Genomic DNA, 17222 nt, shown 5'->3' with positions numbered 1-17222 from the left:
GGTGATCCGTCGACTTGTCAGGGACGGCCGAGCGCGTGGTACGTCCAGCCCGCGGCGCGCCACTGGGCGGGGTTGAGGGTGTTGCGGCCGTCGATGACGGTGCGGGCCGCGACGACCGCGGTCAGGGCGTTCGGGTCGAGCTCACGGAATTCAGTCCATTCTGTGAGATGGAGCACAATATGCGCCCCGGTCGCGGCGTCGACAGCGTTGTCGGCGTAGATGAGCTCCGGGTAGGCCCGCCGGGCGTTCGGGATGGCGGCCGGGTCGTAGACGGCGACCGTGGCGCCGGCCTTGCGCAGGGTGTCGGCCACCGCGAGGGCGGGGGAGTCCCGGATGTCGTCGGAGTTGGGTTTGAACGCCGCGCCGAGCACGGCGATCACCTTCCCGGTGACGTCGCCGCCGAGCGCCTCGGTGGCGAGGGTGACGGTGCGGTCGCGGCGCCGCAGGTTGATGGCGTCCACCTCGGCCAGGAAGGCCACGGCCTGGCCGGCGCCGAGCTCGGTCGCGCGGGCCTGGAAGGCGCGGATGTCCTTGGGCAGGCAGCCGCCGCCGAAGCCGAGGCCGGCCTGTAGGAAGCGGCCGCCGATCCGGGTGTCGTACGAGATGGCCTTGGACAGGTGGGTGACGTCGGCCCCGGTGGCCTCGCAGACCTCGGCCATGGCGTTGATGAAGGAGATCTTGGTGGCGAGGAAGGCGTTCGCGGCCACCTTGACCAGCTCCGCGGTGGGGTAGTCGACGGTGACGACGGGCGTGCCGGCGGCGATCACTGCCGCGTAGACGCGGTGCAGCGTCGCCTCGGCGCTGCCGCCGGGCGCGACGCCGAACACGAGCCGGTCGGGGCGCAGGGTGTCGTCGACGGCGAAGCCCTCCCGCAGGAACTCCGGGTTCCAGGCGAGCTCGGCCTCGGGCGCCTGCTCGGCCAGCCAGGCGGCGAGGCGGGCCGCTGTCCCGGCCGGGACCGTGGACTTGCCCACGACCAGCGAGCCCGGCCGCAGCCCACCGGCGATCAGCCCGCTGACCGCGGCGTCGACGTAGCGCATGTCCGCGGAGTTCGACTCGGGGTGCTGGGGCGTCCCGACGCAGACAAAGTGGACGTCCGCCGCGCCGGCGGCGTCCGCCAGCGACGTCGTGAAGGACAGGCGGCCGGACTCCAGGTTCTTGCGGAGCAGCTCCTCCAGCCCGGGCTCGAAGAAGGGCACCTCGCCGGCGGTCAGTCGTTCGATCTTGACCGGGTCGACGTCGACGCCGATGACCTCGAAGCCCAGCTCGGCCATGCAGACCGCGTGTGTAGCGCCCAGGTAGCCGGTTCCAATGACAGAAATTCTCAATGGATCAACAACGGTTGTTGTTCCCATGTGGTTTGTCAACTCCCAGTTGGCGGTAATCTGACTATGGGCGTTGCGTATTCGACATGATCCGTTAACGTTCGTCGGCGCCCGGAGTCATGCGATGCGAAGAAGGGGCATTATGCACGTGCCTCGTAGTCGCAGAGTAAATCCGTCGGGGCCGCGTTATTTCTTGTGACAGGGTAAGTGCGTTCTGTAGCTACCGACACCCCGGGGTGCGTGCGATTCACGTCACACTGCTAACCTCCGGTGCACTGCCATCGGGAGTAGGGTCCTATGCGCCTTCGCGTCCGACGGCCAAGTCTTTGGCCGATATGAGAGGGAGGGCCGCCGGGCCGCTACTTTTCAGGTGGGTCTTTACGGTAACCCCTCGGAGGGAAAACGCCAGGCAATGGACGCGCTCAGTACCGTGATCGACCGCGTCGGATCATACTGGGGACTTGTTCCCCTGGGGATCGCGGGAGTGATCTCGTGGTCGGTGTGGTTGTTCCGACGTGTATTGTCATCTCGTTACAAGCCGATCAACAACAAGTTCCGGACATCCACATCCGTCGTCGTCCCCTCTTTCCGTGAGGACCCGGATGTCATAGAGCGCTGCCTGCAGACATGGCTGGCGCAGAACCCCGACGAGCTCATCATCGTCCCGGACGTCGAGGACACCGAGCTCATCAGCCGGCTGCGCAGGCACGCGCGAGAGCACCGCAACCTCCGCGTGCTTCCCTTCGTGCACGAGGGGAAGCGTTCCGCTCTCGGTGTGGGCATCAAGGCCGCCACCAAGGAGGTCGTGGTCCTCTGCGACTCCGACACGGCCTGGGAGCCGGGCCTGCTCGCCGCCGTCCAGATGCCGTTCGTCGATCCCAAGGTCGGCGGGGTCGGCACCCGGCAGAGCGTCTACAACGCGCGGACCAGCGTCTGGCGCCGGGTGGCCAACTGGCTGGTCGACATCCGTTACCTCGACTACGTGCCGGCGCAGGGCCGGGCGGGCGCGGTCGCCTGCCTGTCCGGGCGGACGGCGGCCTACCGCCGGTCCGCGATCCTGCCGGTGCTGCACAACCTGGAGAACGAGTTCTTCCTGGGCAGGCGGTGCATCGCCGGGGACGACGGGCGGCTGACCTGGCTCACCCTCGCGTCCGGCTACAAGACCGTGCACCAGGACACGGCCCGGGCCATATCGATGTTCCCCGACTCGCTGAAGGCGTTCATCAAGCAGCGGGTGCGGTGGAGCCGCAACTCCTACCGCTGCTACCTGACCGCGATCTACAAGGGCTGGCTGTGGCGGCAGCCGCTGATCTGCCAGATCAGCGTTCTCCAGATCCTGCTCACGCCGGTCACCATGGGGGTGGCCATGACCTATCTGGGGTTCTGGATGGTCCGGCCGCAGGCGAACGCCCCCCTCATCGCGGTCGCGTGGCTGCTGGGCGGACGCGCCGTGCGCGGGCTGTCGCACCTGCGGGAGCAGCCCCGCGACATCTTCATCCTGCCGGTGGTGGTCGTGATGATCGTTATCGTTGCCCTGCCCATCAAGACCTGGGCATTCATAACGATGAACAAGCAGGGCTGGCTGACCCGGCGCGCCGACCTGATAGGCGGCGAGGGGCAGTCGGACGCCTCCGTTCGGGTGAGCCAATAATGATCGGAGTTTCATGATCATCCCGACGCTCGGGCCCGCTGTCCGCCGTGGGCTGTCGTCCGTCGCCAGGCCGTCGCCCGTCGCCAGGCCGTCGCCCGGCCGCCGGCGACGGGCGCGGGCCCGCCTCCTCGCCGGCGGCGTCTGCGCGGGCGCGCTGCTCGGCGGCCTCCCCGTCCTGGTGGGCACGGCCGGCCCCGCGCTGGCCGCGCCACCACCGCCGCTGCCCCCGGTCACCTCGGCGGACGCCAAGAAGCAGGCCCTGCTCGTCGACGCCGAGGACATCCGCCTGCGGTCGACGTTCGAGAAGTTCGGGGTGCTGCGGGCGCCTGCCATGGTGCAGACCCAGGGCAGCCTGCCCACCCTGCTGCTGCCGGCCCGGCAGGCTCCCTACACGGTCGAGGAGGTCGCCGCCGCCGGCGGCATGCGCCGTGAGGTCGACGGCGCCACCCTCGTGCTGGCCAACATCGTGGTGGGGCCGGACGCCCGGCTGGTCATCGACCAGCGGGCCGGGTCGCTGCGGCTCGCCAGCAGCCCGGCGGGCTTCGTCGGGCTCACCAGCTGGCGTGGGGCCATCGAGATCAACGGTAACGCGCAGCAGCCGCTGAACATCGTCGGCTGGGACATCAAGGAGCTCAAGCCCGACGCCAACACGGTGGACGGGCGCGCCTACATCCGCACGATGGGTGGCGAACTGGTCGTGCGCAACGTCCGGGCGTCCAACCTGGGCTTCTGGAACGGCCGCACCGGCGGCGTGGCCTGGACGGGCAGCAAGGGCGAGCCCAGCACCGGTGGCGCGGCCAACTCCACGTTCGTCAACAACGTCTGGGGTGCCTACATCTCCGGTAGCGAGGGCATCCAGATGATCAACGTGCGGCTGGAGGGCAACGACCGGGCCGGCCTGGCGATCCACCGGGACGCGGTCAGCACCCTCATCTCCGGCAGCACCTCCACCGGCAACCACGGCGACGGCATCACCATCGACCGCGCCTCCGGCTCCCGGGTCATGCGCAGCACCATCACGGACAACAGCGGTGACGGGATCACCCTGGACGGCCGCGGTATCGGCATCGTCGCCACCGCCACCGGCGTCCAGATCAACCAGATCAAGGGAACCGTCATCGAGGCGAACACGCTGAGCGGCAACGGGCGCTACGGCGTCCGGGTCCTCGGCGGTGAGGACACCGTCGTGCGCGGCAACAAGGTGTCCGGCAGCCAGGTGGGCGTCGTGGTCAAGAGCGGCGCGAACGGCACCCAGATCCTCGACAACACCGTCGGGGGCGTGGTCGACTCCGCCCTGCAGATCGGCCCGGACGCCAAGCGGACGGCCATCACCACCAACACGCTCGCCGACGGGCGGATGGGGATCATCACCCAGGACGCCGCGACGAACATCATCAGTCGTAACAGGATATCCGGCTCGACCGAGTTCGCGGTGACCGTACGTGGCCAGTCCGACGGCACGACCGTGGGCAACAACACGTTGGCCGGCCGCGGCTGGCGGGCCGTCGACATCCGCAAGGCCGTCGGGATCACCGCCGCGGCCGTGAAGAGCAACGACACGTCGAAGTGGATTCCCCGGCTCGAGCGCCCGTGGTACGTGATCTTTGAACGGCACCCGGCCCTGTTCGTCTGGTCGTTCATGGCGCTGCTGCCGATTCTCGGCTGGCGCACCGGCCGGCGCTGGCGCAGGCGCGCGACCAAGGAGCACCCCTACCCCGAATCCGATCTGCTGGTACGGCGCATGACCACCGCGTCCGCCGTGTCGGCCGTGTCGGCCGTGCCGGCCAGCCCGCAGCCGGTCCCGGCCGGTCTGCAGCCGGCCGTCGGCGCGGCCGGGCTGCAGGCCGCCGTCGACCGGCTGGAGCTGGTCGAGGCGACCGAGGTGATCTCCATGCCCCCGCGCCCCAGGGATCCTGGACGGACGCCGTTGGTACCCGGCCAGGGCGCCCATCGAACGACCACCTACCGCGGTGCCGCGGCGCAGGAGCACCCGCCGGCACCCCAGCCGCGGTACGGCGACCAGCCCTGGCCCGCCGCGTCCGCCCCGTCGCCCGGCCCCGCCGGCCGGCGGGCGGGGCCAGGCGGCCCCGACAGGGCGTTCGGCGGGAACGACCACGACCGCGACGGCGCCCGGGTCAACCAGGACGACAACCCGACCATGGATGGCCTGCGCTACCTGCGCGACCATGCGGCGCGGTATCCCGACGGCTCCTTCGACCGGTTCGCCGGGGGGAACGACGGCGCTTTCCGTGGCGACGGGCCTGCCGGCGCCTCCGCGTCCCAGGGGTATCCGCAGCCCTGGAACGACCAGCTGCCAGACGATCGTTTTTATGAGGACGGCCCGGAGGCGGACGACGTCACGGTCAATGGCGACCGCGAAGGTGCCGCGGTGGTGAAATACGACACCGTCGGATCGCGGGCGATGGTTTCCTACAATGGAAAAGACCGCGACCGTTACAGCAGGAGGGATCCACTGTGACGATCCCTCCCGGGGGGGTCCCCGCCGTGGCGGCCGGCCCCCCGGCAGGGCCGCCCCCCCGGGGCATCCGCAGGTGCCGGAGACTGTGCGTGGCGGCGGCGGTGCTCGCGTGCGCGGTGACGCTCGCCGCCTGCCAGGGGGGCACGAAGACGGCGAAGCCGCAGGCGCCGCCGGCCACCGCCGGCTCCGGAGCCTCAGCGGCCTCCCCGCAGGCGTCCGCCGCCGGGGCCGGGCCGGCCGTCACCCAGGGCGGCGGGCCTCAGCCCGGCGGCCAGGAGGTGGCCTGTCCGGCGGGTGAGCCTACGGTCCGTAATCCCGGTGATCTCAAGGTGGCGCTGGCGTCGGCGAAGCCCGGCGCGGTCATCCGGCTGGCCGACGGTACGTACGCCGGTGGCTTCACCATCGCCAGGTCGGGCACGGCGGCACAGCCGATCTGGCTGTGCGGCTCGCGCGGCGCCGTGCTGGACGGCCAGGACGACACCGACTACATCCTGCACATCGACCATGCCTCCTATGTCCGCCTGTCGGGCTTCAGCGTCCGTAACGGCAAGAAGGGCGTGATGGCGGATGGCGTCCAGCACGGCATCATCGCCGGGCTCAGCGTGAGCGCCATCGGGGACGAGGCCATCCACCTGCGTTCCTTCAGCTCGGACAACCTGGTGACCGGAAACGTCATCCGGAATACCGGGAACCGCTCGGAGAAGTTCGGCGAGGGCATCTATGTCGGCAGCGCCAGCAGCAACTGGTGCAAGTACTCGGACTGCCGCCCGGACAACAGCGACCGGAACTCGGTCATCGGGAACGACATCGCCGGCACGACGGCGGAGAACATCGATATCAAGGAAGGCACGACCGGCGGCATCATCTCCGGGAACACCCTGTCCGCCGACCGGCTGACCGAGGCCGACTCGTGGATCGACCTCAAGGGCAACGGGTGGACCGTCGTGGACAACACCGGCCAGGGCGGCGGGAACATCAAGGACGGTATCCAGACCCACGTCGAGTCCGACGGTTGGGGGCGGCGGAACATCATCCGGAACAATGCGCTCACGGTGAACGGCGGAGGCTTCGGCGTTTACATCCACGATGGCGACAGGACCCAGAACGTGGTCGGTTGCGACAACAGGGTCCAGGGCGCGAGCCGGGGCTTTTCCAACGTCAAGTGCTCTTAGGCCGTGGTATTTCCGCCGCCGGGCGGACGGCAGCGCTGGCTGTTGACGCCGCATGCCGTCGCGTCCGACGTCCGTAGTGATTATATTGTAGTTATGTTGTGAATGTCTTCACGGGGTGTGAGAAGCCCGCTGGCGTTCGAGCACCGTACGGGTGACCCGGCGCTCCGCCACGAACGACAGGAAGGGGATCGTGCCGGCCAGCATGACCAGCAGGGTCGGTCCGGTACGCAGCCGGCACCGGGACGACAGGTCCGCCGTCAGGGCGAGATAGACCATGAACAGGAACCCGTGGATGGGGCCGACGGCCTCGGCGAGCGTCGGGGCGTCCGCCAGGTACTTCAGCGGCACACCCACCAGCACGAGCGTGATCAGCCCCACGCCGACGAGATAGGCGATCACCCGGAAGCGCAGCAGCGCACGACGGACCGCGCGCTCGCTGGAACGCCCGGAGCCCGAGGCGGAACCGGCGCTGGCGCCGGTCGCCGCCGGTCCCGCCGTCCCAGGGCCCGCCGCGGGCCGCGGCCCCGGAGCCGCCCTGCCGGAGTCCTCCCTGGTGGGCGGTGTCACCGGGTCCCCGACCCGGATGGCGTGTCCCGCTTGTAGAGCGAGGCGAGATAGCGGTTGTACGCTTCCAACTCCTCGTCATCCTCCTCATCGTCGCCGGAGCCACTGCTGGGCGGACCGTCAGCGCCAGGCCCGCCCGGCCCGCGGTGTTCGTTCCATGGTTGTGCGTCCGTACCGGGACGGGCCGCTTCCTCGGCCGCGGGAGCCGGCTTCGCCGGTCCGGGGCGAAGTTCCTCGCGCACCATCTGCGACCAGCCGAAGATCACGGCCATGGCGAAGATCGGCCATTCCACGCCGTAGAAGAGGTTCTGCAGGGTTCCGCGGCTGGACTGCCCCTTCTCCCACTGCCACCACCCGAGCCTGGCGAACAGGCCGATCATGAAGAGGGCGAGCGCGTGCCGCAGGATCCAGGAGGGTGAGAAGAGGATTCGGCGCACGTCTGCGACGCTACATCCGTTCGTGCCCGACGCGGGGCTGTCGGACGGGTTGACAAGTACGGCTCGCCCGCCCCGGCTGGGGGGGGTTAGCGGGGAACGGGCGAGCCGGAACGTTCGGAAACAGCGCTTTGGCCAGCCGAAAGATCATCGGTTCTGAGCGCAGCGGAGCTGTCCGCACGTTCATATGTCCAGTCGCTCGGGAGCCCGGCGGGGTTGCCGCGTCCAGAACATTTTTTCAACGTCGCGAACGGCTCACCGGTAGCCGGAGAGGACGGCGGCGGCAAGCGAGACCTGCCCCGCGGGCCCCGCCTGAGCCTGCGGGGCCCGTAGCGGCCTGCCGCCGCCGGGGCCACCCCGCCCGTCCGCGTCACGCCGTTCGTTCTGATCATCACGGTCATCCGGGTAATCGGGGTCGCCCGGGTCGCCCGGGTCGCCCGGGTCGCCGGAACCGGGCTCTGCCCGGGCGGACACCTCGACGTTCAAAGTGCGCCCGCCCGCACCCGGACCGAAGTCGATCTCGACGACCGAGCCCGTCCATCTGCTCGAACGGCCCGCCGGCACGACGACGGACGAGACATCCTGCCCGTCGATGTCGGCCCGCACCACGCCCTGTCCCCCCAGCGTGCCCAGGTACAGGCTCAGACGGCCGGCCTGGCCGCCTGTCGGGACGGCAAGCCGGAACCTGCCGGAGCCCCGCAGCGCCAGGGCGTCGGCATGGTTGCGGCCCGTCTGCTGCGGGCTGCCCGCGCTCCAGTCGAACCGGGCGGGACCAGGGACCACCGTCGGGATGTCGCCGGACACGTTGATCCGGCCGATGACCGGCTGTGCCAGATTCGCGCGTACCCGCTCGGCGGATCTGCCCGCGCCGTTCCCGTAGAGGACCCAGTCCTGGACGTCCGCGCCCGGCAGGACGATCCGTTCCGGGGCTGTTGGGCCGACGCTGAGCCGGACCCGCGGCGCCTCGCCCGCGGGTGTCTGGGCCGGCGGGGGCGCGGCCGCCGGGCCGGGCGTGGTCTGCTCCGTCGGCCCGCTCGACGCGGGCTGCCGCGAGGAGGCGGGCAGGGGCGGGACGGCCCCGGTCGCGGCGGCGGCCGGTGGCACCGGAAGCGCCGTGGCCGACACAGAATGATCATTATCGTGCGACGGGACCGTCCGGATACCGGTCAGCGTGATCGCCACGACGCCGAGCACGCCGGCGACGGCACCCAGGACGATCATCCTGGACCGGGGGGAGACAACCGGCGGCATCCCCGGCCCTCTCCCTCGCGGGACCGCCCTTCCCAGGCTCCGTCGCCGCCGCCGGTCACGAGGGGGCCGGGGCGGGCTTCCGGGACGACGGCCGGCAGCGTGGGCCAGCGGCGGGTGGGTCTCGTGGCCCGGCCCGATGACGCGTCCACGGATCCGTGCGCTGTCCGGCTCGTGCGCGTCCGCCGCCTGCGTGAGCGCCTCGGACAGCCACGGCCCCGGTTCCACCCGGGTGTGTCCGCGGTGGCGGCGGCCGGCGCCACCGCGGCCGCCCGTCACGTCGCCTCCCCGCCCCGCAGCCGCGCCCGCGGGTCGACGTCGTGCCGTCGGCGCGGCAGCCCCTTGCGCGCCTCGGGATGCTTCCTGCCCGGCCGGGCCACGGGATCCGTCACCGACGCGGCCTGCGGCCCCCGGGCGCTGTCGCGTGTGCTGTCGCGCGTGCCCGCCAGCAGGATGCGCTCCAGCTCACCGGCGCCCTTGGAGGTCTGGCTCTTGACCGTGCCGACGGAGATCCCCAGGGTGCGGGCGGTCTCGTCCTCGGAGAGGTCGAAGGCGTACCGGAGCACCAGGCACTCCCGTTTGCCGGTCGACAGCGACATCAACGCCGTCCGGACGTCGACGACCGCCGGCACGTCGGTGTCGGTGCTGCGGGTCTCGGCCAGGCCGCCGAGGATGCCGAGGCCGTGCCGCTCACGTATGATCTTCCGTAGCCGGCTCGCCGCCATGTTCGCGACGGTACGTCTGAGGTAGGCCAGCGGGCTGTCGGCCTGACGGACGCTGTCCCAGCGCCGCCAGGCGGCGGTGAACGCGTCGGCGGTGATGTCGTCGGCGGCATCATGGTCGTTGGTCAGCAGATAGGCGAGCCGGGACAGCTGGCGATGATGCCGCTCGAAGAAGGCGTGGAACTCCGCGGCCGGGCCACCGTGATCGCCGAGGCGTTCATGGTCATCGTGGTCGCTGTGGAGGCCATCGGGTGCCACGGGGTCATTCGGTACGGCGAAGGTGCCCGCGGTACTGTCCGCTTCGGTGGTGTCCCCGTCCCGTTCCAACCGGCGCGCTCCTGAAGCTCGTCCGACAGGCGATGCGCCACACGTGTGGATCTCGCCCGATGGCAGGATGCGAGAAGTATGTCCGGCGCGCAGCCTATGGGCCGCGGCGGGTCCGTACAATTCGGTCATCGTCATGATTTGGTCATCATTCGGACGAAGCCGGGTGATTCGCCCGGTCAGCCGGCTGGTCAGCCGGCCGGTCAGCCGGCCGGGCTCGTCGCCAGGGCCGCGCGGCCGACGCCGGTGATGTTTCCGCGGAGCGCCGGTCGGGGTATGCCGGCGCATATGGGTGCTTCGCATGAAGCCGTTGTGGCTCGCCGGGACGTCCGGGCACGCCGGCCTGCCCCGCCGCCTCCGCTTGACCCGGATGCTCCGGTCCCGGACGATCCCGCTCCGCTGCTCCCCAGCACGCCTGACCTGCCGCCCGCCCCACACGAGCCCTCCCCTCGCACCGAACCCACCCCAAGTGAGCCCGAGCCCGAGCCTGTCTGATCCGTGCCCGGGCCGCCCGGAGATCATCAGGTGTCACCCGATGAGTGTCCGGGCTCCGTCGGACCGGCTGACCGGCACAGGAGGGGATCATGCTGCTGCCGGTCCGGGCCGGCGGCGTTCCGCACCAGCCGGCCGGCGGGCGATGACGCCCCATGCCGGAGCCGCTGCCGTCGTTCAGACAGGCCGCCGCGGACCGCGGTTCCCTTTCACGCGTCTGACGCGGTCTTCACACATCTGACATGGTCGCGCGGGTTTTTTCCGAGTCGTTCGCGTTCTTCCTGCACCCTCCTGGGAGTGCTCGTCATCCGGCCATTCACACGCCGGGACGCCAGGGCGCGGCGCAGGGAAGAGTCATCGTTGTCACAATAACCACCATATGACAACTACCGTATGACACCGTTAGCTGGACATGACGTAGGCGGATCAGTCGGCGACCATCAGTCGGCAACCAGCGGTGCGGGCGCGCGGGAGTGCGGCTGGCGGGTACGCCGCGTCGTCACCAGCCCGCCGGATAGCCGGTGACAGAGCGAGAGGACCAGCAATCGATGATGGCCTGTCGAAACGGTGGCTCCGTGTCAATCCCAGGATCTCGTGGACGGGTGGGATGCGCGCTTCTCGTGGCGCTTTCCATAGCTGGCTGTGGCTCCCAGGCCGCCACCATCACGGCGTCCGGCGGCGCCCCCGTCGGAACCGTCCCTGCCGTCGCCGCGGTGCCCGCCATCCTGCCTCCTGTCACCTCGCCTGCCCCCACCGCGGCGTCCGTCATCGTTCCTTTAGCCATTCCGGCCGCGGCCAGAGCCATTTCGCAGCCTGTGCCGTTGGCCGCGGTCGACGGCACACGGTTTGAAGCCTGTGCGGACGGCACCTGCGAGGTGTCCGTGTACGGGCCGGTCGACATCGCGGTGGGTCCCGACGTTCTTTCCGTGACCAAGATAGGCCCCGACGGGCTCGACTTCGCGCTGAGCCTGGCGGGCGGCGGGCGGGCGTCCGGCACTCTCAGAAGCACCTGCGGCACCACTTTCACGCTGCTCCGCGGCGGTGGCTCCCGCGGCGGATTCTGTGCTCCCGGCAAGGTGCAGGGGCCGCCGGTTCCGGAACCCGGGGCGGTTTCGATCCAGCTGGCCGGACGGTCTTCCGACGGGTCCGCCGTACTGCGGCTGGTCTCGGGTTAGTTTCCGATCTCCCGCATGACGATTTCCGCCGCCGTGAACGCTCGATGGCGGATCGTCCACGACCGGCCCCCGGCCGGAGGAATTCTTCCGAGCCATTGGCCGGCTCGTGATTCCGGTCCCGGATGGTCCGGTGCGTGACGCCGTCCCGTCCGTATCGGACGTGCCGGGAGCTCGTGGAACGGCGGGCCACCGTGAGCCGTCCGGATTTCCTCAGCGGGGTTCCGCGATCCGGGTATGACCATGTTGCCGGGGCCGGTGGTTCCCGGGCGGCTCCCGGCCTGGTCCGGGAAACCGCCGGGTTTCGGTGGGTCGCCTTCCCGTCGAGGGACGCCTGCGCCGGCGGCCGGTTGATGATCGTGGATGCGGGTGGGCGCGGTGCGCGGCCGTCCACGCCGGGTGGCGGGGCCGCCCCATGGCGTGGACGGCGGATGTGCCGTGCGCGGGTGGGCGAGCGCGGATACGGTGGGCTGGTGCGCGCGGTGACGGTGGCGTCTTTCGGTGCTCCCGAGGTCATGTCCTGGGCGGAGGTGGACGACCTCGCCCCGCCTGGCCCGGGTGAGATCGCCATCGACGTGGTCGCCTCCGCGGTCAACCGCGCCGACCTGCTGCAACGCCAGGGCTTCTACCCACCGCCGCCGGGCGCGTCCGCCGTGCTGGGGCTGGAGTGCTCCGGCCGGGTCGCCGCGGTCGGCGCCGGGGTGGCCGGGTGGCAGCCGGGGGACGAGGTCTGCGCCCTGCTCGCCGGCGGCGGGTACGCGACGAGGGTCAACGTCCCCGCCGGCCACGTGCTCCCGGTGCCGGCTGGTGTCTCGCTGCTCGAGGCCGCCGGGCTGCCCGAGGTCGCGGCCACGGTCTGCTCGACGGTGTTCGGGGTGGCCGGTCTGCGCGACGGCGAGGTGTTCCTGGTGCACGGCGGGGCGTCCGGGATCGGGACGTTCGCGATCCAGGCGGTGCGGGCGCTGCGGCCGTCGGCGACGATCGCGACCACCGCGGGCAGCCCGGCGAAGCTGGCGCGCGTCCGCGAGCTCGGGGCCGATCTCGCCATCTCCTACCGGGACGAGGACTTCGTCGACCGGGTGCGGGAGGCCACCGGCGGCCGGGGCGCGGACGTGATCCTCGACAACATGGGCGGGTCCTACCTGGCACGCAACGTCGAGGCGCTGGCCGTCGAGGGGCGCATCGTCGTCATCGGGTTGCAGGGCGGGCGCAAGGGCGAGCTGAACCTGGCGGCGCTGCTGGCCAAGCGGGGGAGCGTCCACGCGCTGTCCCTGCGGGCCCGGCCGGACGAGCAGAAGGCCGCGATCGTGGCGGACGTCCGCGAGCGGGTCTGGCCGGCGGTCGAGGCCGGGGCGATCCGTCCGGTGATCGACCAGGTGCTGCCGATCGAGAAGGTCGCCGACGCGCACCGGCGCGTCGAGGAGTTCGGCCATGTGGGCAAGGTCCTGCTCGCCGTGGACGCCCCGTAGCCTCGTGGGCCTCCGGTAGCCGTGGGCCTCCCGTAACGCGCTGACCGTGACCCGCTGGCCGCGGGAAGCGGAGCTGGCGGCGGATAGTGATGTGGGTGGTCGTCCGTTGCTGACGGTGCCCAGTCGCGGACTCGTTTCCGTCCTGGCCGCATACCTGTCGGACCGACCAGGCAGGATGGGTGTATGGCAGATCAACCGGACCCACGGGTCGTGGTCGTCGGACCGGACGGAACGCTGGACGAGGGCATCGTGACCGCCCGCTCGCGGGTCGTGGCCGCCCAGACCGGTGGTGACCCGGCCGCGTCGCCCACGGCCGAAGACGACAATGATCACGCGAGCGCGCTCATGGAGATGGTTCCCCAGCCGGACAAGGTGATGCGGATCGGCTCGATGATCAAGCAGTTGCTGGAGGAGGTACGGGCGGCACCGCTGGACGAGGCGAGCAGGGTGCGTCTCCGGGAGATCCACCGTAACGCGATCACCGAGCTCTTCGACGGGCTCGCCCCGGAGCTGGCCGAGGAGCTCGGCCGGCTCACGCTCCCCTTCAACGACTCCCAGACCCCCAGCGACGCCGAGCTGCGGATCGCTCAGGCGCAGCTCGTCGGGTGGCTGGAAGGCCTCTTCCACGGCATCCAGACGGCGCTGCTCGCCCAGCAGATGGCCGCCCGGGCCCAGCTGGAGGAGATGCGCCGGCGGGCCCTGCCCAGTGCCCCCCAGCAGGGGGAGCAGTTCGGCCGCGGCGCCTACCTCTGATGAGTTCGTGGGCCTCTGATGAACTCTGATGAACTCGTGGGCGGCCTGCGCGCCGCCGGCTCCGGCGGCGTGGGGTGGCCGGCACGGGCCGCACGGCGGTGTGCGGCGCCACGCGGGCGCCACGTCAGAACGGCGGGAACAGAAACCCTGGAACACCGGTCACAGGCAGTCATACGCATACATCCTGTGCTGTGCATGAAAGTGAGGGCGGGAACGGCTGTCGGGGCGGCCGCCTGTTCCCTCACTTTCATGACGTGTCAGCATCCGGTCATGCATTTTTGACCGTCTGGGACGGGCCGTGTTACCTGACCGGCGCCCCAGACGCGCGGGCGTCAGCTCGCCGGGCTGACCGAGCTCATGTTGAAGTCCGGGACGCGCAGGGCCGGCATCCGGGCGAGGGTGAACCAGTCCCCCCACTCGCGGGGAAGCGTCCGTACCGTCGCCCCGACCTCGGTGAGCCGGCCCAGCAGGTCCACCGGGCTCTCGTTGAACCGGAAGTTGTTGACCGCCCCGACGACCTCGCCGTCCTCCACCAGGTAGACGCCGTCGCGGGTGAGGCCGGTGAGCAGGAGGAGCTGCGGGTCGACCTCGCGGATGTACCACAGGCAGGTCAGCAGCAGCCCCCGCGAGGTGTTCGCGATCAGCTCGTCGAGGGACGCCGTCCCGCCGCCGTCGAGGGTCAGGTTGTCGATGAACGGGGCCGCCGCCACCTTGCCGCCGTTCCCGTCGCCGCGGGCGGTGGCGTCACGTGCCGAGGCGCGGGTGTGGATCAGCGTGGCCAGCCTGCCATCCACGATCCAGTCGGTGCGCCGCAGCGGCAGCCCGTTGTCGAACACGCTCGACGTCGCCGACGACGCCCCGGCGATCACGAACGGGGTCGCCGGCAGCTCCGGGTCCAGCGGGTCGCTGAACAGGTGCAGCCCGGCCGGGCCCAGGGTCTCGCCGATCCGGGTGCTGCCGCCGGCCCGGCTGAACACGGTGCGTCCCTCGGCGGCGTCCCGGCCGGCGGCCGACCAGTAGGTGTAGGTCAGCAGGTCGGCGACGGCCGACGGCGGCAGCAGCGTCTCGTAGCGGCCCGCGGGCAGCTCCACCGAGCGGGCGCTCCAGGCCAGGCGCTCGCGGAGCAGCGCGTGGGTGGCGGGCACGGAGACATCGGTGAAGTCGTGGGTGGACTGGCCGTGCCACACCGAGCCGGCCGGGGTGGTGCTCTTGGCGTTCCACTCCACCGACCCGGTCGGCTGGCTGTGCCGCAGCCGCAGGCCCGCGGAGGTGCCCAGCCAGGTGGTGGTCAGCCCGTGCTCGGCGAAACCGAACAGGCGCTGCCCGTCCGCCCGCGCCGCGGCGAACGCCTCGCCGAGCTCCCGGGCGAACCCGGTGAACACGCCCGTGCTGGTGCGCTGCGCGGGGTCGGTGAAGGTGGCCTCCGCGACGGCCTCGGCGGCGGCCACCGCGGTCTCGCCCGGGGAGTGCGGCACGCCGACGCCGGCGCCCGGGCCGAGCAGGCCGGCGTAGTCGTCGGCGTCCTCGGCCTCCCGGGCGTCCGCCTCGGACAGGCGCAGCAGCTTCTCCAGATCGTCACTGTCGGTGACGTTACTGGCCGAGCGGACGCCGAACGCCTGGCCCACCACGCTGATCACGGTGACGGACCGGTCGCGGGCCGCGCCGTTGGTTGTCAGGGTGTTGTTCGCCCAGCGCAGGTTCACCGTGCTCGACTCGCCGGCGATCACCACGCACCCGTCGGCTCGCGACGACTCCAGGGCCCGTTCGACGATCTCGTGGGACTGTGTGGTCACCGGCCTGCCTCCCGCTGGGTGTTGAGGATGTTGACGTTCCGGAACAGCGCCGAGGGGCAGCCGTGGCTGACCGCCGCGACCTGCCCGGGCTGGCCCTTGCCGCAGTTGAACGCCCCACCGAGAACGTAGGTCGCCTCGCCGCCGACGGCCTCGAGCGAGCCCCAGAAGTCGGTGGTGGTCGCCTGGTAGGCGACGTCGCGCAGCTGCCCGACGATCCGGCCGTCACGGATCTCGTAGAACCGCTGGCCGGTGAACTGGAAGTTGTACCGCTGCATGTCGATCGACCAGCTCCTGTCGCCGACGACGTAGATCCCCCGGTCCACCCGGGAGATCAGCTCCTCGGTGGACGGCCCGCCCGGCGCGGGCCGCAGCGAGACGTTCGCCATCCGCTGGATCGGCACGTGCCCGGGGGAGTCCGCGAACGCGCAGCCGTTGGACCGCCCGGTGCCCAGGGCGGCGGCGTTCTGCGCGGCCATCCGGCGGTCGAGCTGGTAGCCGACCAGGGTGCCGCCGCGGACGATGTCCCACTGCCCGGCCTGGACGCCCTCGTCGTCGTAGCCGATGGTCGCCAGGCCGTGAGGGGCCGTGCGGTCCCCGGTGACGTGCATGGCGGGGGAACCGTAGCGCAGCGTGCCGATCCTGTCGAGGGTGGCGAAGGAGGTCCCGGCGTAGGCGGCCTCGTAGCCCAGCGCCCGGTCGAGCTCGGTGGCGTGCCCGATCGACTCGTGGATCGTCAGCCACAGGTTCGACGGGTCGATCACCAGGTCGTAACGGCCCGGCTCGACCGAGGACGCCTTGGCCTTCTCGGCGAGCAGGGACGGGATCAGCTCGATCTCGGCGTCCCAGTCCCAGCAGCCCGCGCCGGGGCCGGAGACCAGCCACTCCCAGCCGCGGCCGGCCGGCGGCGCGATCGTGCGCATGGTCTCGAAGCCGCCGGCGGCACGGTCGACCCGGGTCGCCTCAAGCTGGCAGATCACCCGGACGCGCTGCTGGGTGGTGCTCGTCCCGGCGAGGTCGGCGTAGAACTTGTTCTCCAGTACCTGGCCGAGCCGGCCGTCGACGTGGTCGACGTCCTGGGCGGCCAGCAGCGCGCGGCACAGCCCCCCGACCCGCTCGATCTTCTCGGTCGTCTCGACGGCGAACGGGTCGACCGTGTAGGCCGACACCCAGGTCGCGTCCGCGTGCACCGGCTCGTCGGCCAGCTCCACCGGTTCGCTGTTCAGCGGGCGCGCCACCCGCGCGATCTCGACCGCCTCCCGGGCCACCCGGACGGCCTCGTCCACGGTGAGGTCGACACCGGCGGCGAACCCCCAGGTGCCGTTGTGCACGACCCGGACGGCGAAGCCGACCGACTGGCCGTCGGCACGGCTTTCCAGGCCGGCGTCCCGGAAGGACAGCGACGCGTTGCGCAGCCGTTCGACGCGGATGTCGGCGTGGGTGGCGCCCAGGTCGCGGGCGGTCTGCAGGGCGGCGTCGGCGAGGGCGGCCCGGGGCAGCGCGAGGAACTCGGCATCGATCTCGTGGGCCGGGGCGCCGGCGGCCCCCACCCCCGCGGCGCCGCTCACGGGAGCACCGCCGGTGCATGTGCTGGTGACAGATGTGGCATGGATCCATCCTCGCTCCC

General features: G+C 71.3%; 13 protein-coding genes. 6 read left to right on the top strand and 7 right to left on the bottom strand.

Annotation, left to right across the window (positions count from 1 at the left end):
- Nucleotides 1-17 precede the first annotated feature (17 nt).
- Nucleotides 18-1355, bottom strand: a complete 1338-nt coding sequence (locus tag AC5LUJ_RS11390) for a UDP-glucose dehydrogenase family protein (protein ID WP_250284742.1) — start codon at nucleotides 1353-1355, stop codon at nucleotides 18-20.
- Between the two features lie 382 nt (nucleotides 1356-1737).
- On the opposite strand from AC5LUJ_RS11390, the gene AC5LUJ_RS11385 reads away from it, so the two are divergent.
- The 3 genes from AC5LUJ_RS11385 to AC5LUJ_RS11375 all read left to right on the top strand — a co-directional run bounded on the left by AC5LUJ_RS11385 (nucleotide 1738) and on the right by AC5LUJ_RS11375 (nucleotide 6627).
- A complete protein-coding gene (locus AC5LUJ_RS11385) occupies nucleotides 1738-2976 on the top strand; it encodes a glycosyltransferase family 2 protein (RefSeq protein WP_250284740.1) in 1239 nt (412 codons plus the stop codon).
- Nucleotides 2977-2989: 13 nt separating this feature from the next.
- A complete protein-coding gene (locus tag AC5LUJ_RS11380) occupies nucleotides 2990-5455 on the top strand; it encodes a right-handed parallel beta-helix repeat-containing protein (RefSeq protein WP_493464911.1) in 2466 nt (821 codons plus the stop codon).
- Nucleotides 5456-5544: 89 nt separating this feature from the next.
- Complete coding sequence (locus AC5LUJ_RS11375; protein ID WP_250284737.1) at nucleotides 5545-6627, top strand: right-handed parallel beta-helix repeat-containing protein; 1083 nt, start codon at nucleotides 5545-5547, stop codon at nucleotides 6625-6627.
- Nucleotides 6628-6735: 108 nt separating this feature from the next.
- Here the strand turns inward: AC5LUJ_RS11375 and AC5LUJ_RS11370 are convergent, their stop codons facing one another.
- From AC5LUJ_RS11370 to AC5LUJ_RS11355, 4 genes are all read right to left on the bottom strand, one after another.
- Nucleotides 6736-7194 carry a DUF3817 domain-containing protein gene (locus tag AC5LUJ_RS11370; protein WP_250284735.1) on the bottom strand — a complete coding sequence of 153 codons (459 nt, stop codon included), beginning with the start codon at nucleotides 7192-7194 and terminating at the stop codon, nucleotides 6736-6738.
- Nucleotides 7191-7628, bottom strand: a complete 438-nt coding sequence (locus AC5LUJ_RS11365) for a hypothetical protein (protein WP_250284733.1) — start codon at nucleotides 7626-7628, stop codon at nucleotides 7191-7193. The genes AC5LUJ_RS11370 and AC5LUJ_RS11365 overlap by 4 nt, the downstream gene beginning before the upstream one ends.
- A gap of 252 nt (nucleotides 7629-7880) precedes the next feature.
- Nucleotides 7881-8876: a hypothetical protein gene (locus AC5LUJ_RS11360; RefSeq protein ID WP_250289897.1), complete on the bottom strand. Its 996-nt coding sequence runs from the start codon at nucleotides 8874-8876 to the stop codon at nucleotides 7881-7883.
- A gap of 272 nt (nucleotides 8877-9148) precedes the next feature.
- Entirely contained in the window at nucleotides 9149-9853 is a 705-nt protein-coding gene (locus AC5LUJ_RS11355; RefSeq protein ID WP_250284918.1) for a SigE family RNA polymerase sigma factor, read from the bottom strand.
- 1271 nt (nucleotides 9854-11124) lie between these two features.
- Between AC5LUJ_RS11355 and AC5LUJ_RS11350 the strand changes: the two genes are divergently transcribed.
- From AC5LUJ_RS11350 to AC5LUJ_RS11340, 3 genes are all read left to right on the top strand, one after another.
- Nucleotides 11125-11586, top strand: a complete 462-nt coding sequence (locus AC5LUJ_RS11350) for a hypothetical protein (protein WP_493464910.1) — start codon at nucleotides 11125-11127, stop codon at nucleotides 11584-11586.
- Nucleotides 11587-12029: 443 nt separating this feature from the next.
- Complete coding sequence (locus AC5LUJ_RS11345; protein WP_250284920.1) at nucleotides 12030-13052, top strand: NAD(P)H-quinone oxidoreductase; 1023 nt, start codon at nucleotides 12030-12032, stop codon at nucleotides 13050-13052.
- A gap of 183 nt (nucleotides 13053-13235) precedes the next feature.
- Entirely contained in the window at nucleotides 13236-13805 is a 570-nt protein-coding gene (locus AC5LUJ_RS11340; RefSeq protein WP_250284921.1) for a bacterial proteasome activator family protein, read from the top strand.
- Between the two features lie 332 nt (nucleotides 13806-14137).
- Here the strand turns inward: AC5LUJ_RS11340 and AC5LUJ_RS11335 are convergent, their stop codons facing one another.
- The gene (locus AC5LUJ_RS11335; RefSeq protein WP_493464909.1) at nucleotides 14138-15598 is read right to left on the bottom strand and encodes a metallopeptidase TldD-related protein; all 1461 of its coding nucleotides are present in this window, start codon (nucleotides 15596-15598) and stop codon (nucleotides 14138-14140) included.
- Nucleotides 15595-17163: a TldD/PmbA family protein gene (locus AC5LUJ_RS11330; protein WP_493464908.1), complete on the bottom strand. Its 1569-nt coding sequence runs from the start codon at nucleotides 17161-17163 to the stop codon at nucleotides 15595-15597. Before AC5LUJ_RS11330 ends, AC5LUJ_RS11335 begins: the two co-directional genes overlap by 4 nt.
- Nucleotides 17164-17222: the final 59 nt, after the last annotated feature.

The sequence above is a fragment of the Protofrankia sp. CiP1_Cm_nod3 genome, from assembly GCF_982290655.1.
Note: the sequence above shows the minus strand (reverse complement) of the source record. Positions and strands in the feature narration are given on the sequence as shown.

Bases quoted from the DNA above. Each gene is read 5' to 3' on its own strand.
- AC5LUJ_RS11390 (WP_250284742.1), bottom strand. From the start codon at position 1,355: ATGGGAACAACAACCGTTGTTGATCCATTGAGAATTTCTGTCATTGGA.
- AC5LUJ_RS11385 (WP_250284740.1), top strand. From the start codon at position 1,738: ATGGACGCGCTCAGTACCGTGATCGACCGCGTCGGATCATACTGGGGA.
- AC5LUJ_RS11380 (WP_493464911.1), top strand. From the start codon at position 2,990: ATGATCATCCCGACGCTCGGGCCCGCTGTCCGCCGTGGGCTGTCGTCC.
- AC5LUJ_RS11360 (WP_250289897.1), bottom strand. From the start codon at position 8,876: ATGCCGCCGGTTGTCTCCCCCCGGTCCAGGATGATCGTCCTGGGTGCC.
- AC5LUJ_RS11340 (WP_250284921.1), top strand. From the start codon at position 13,236: ATGGCAGATCAACCGGACCCACGGGTCGTGGTCGTCGGACCGGACGGA.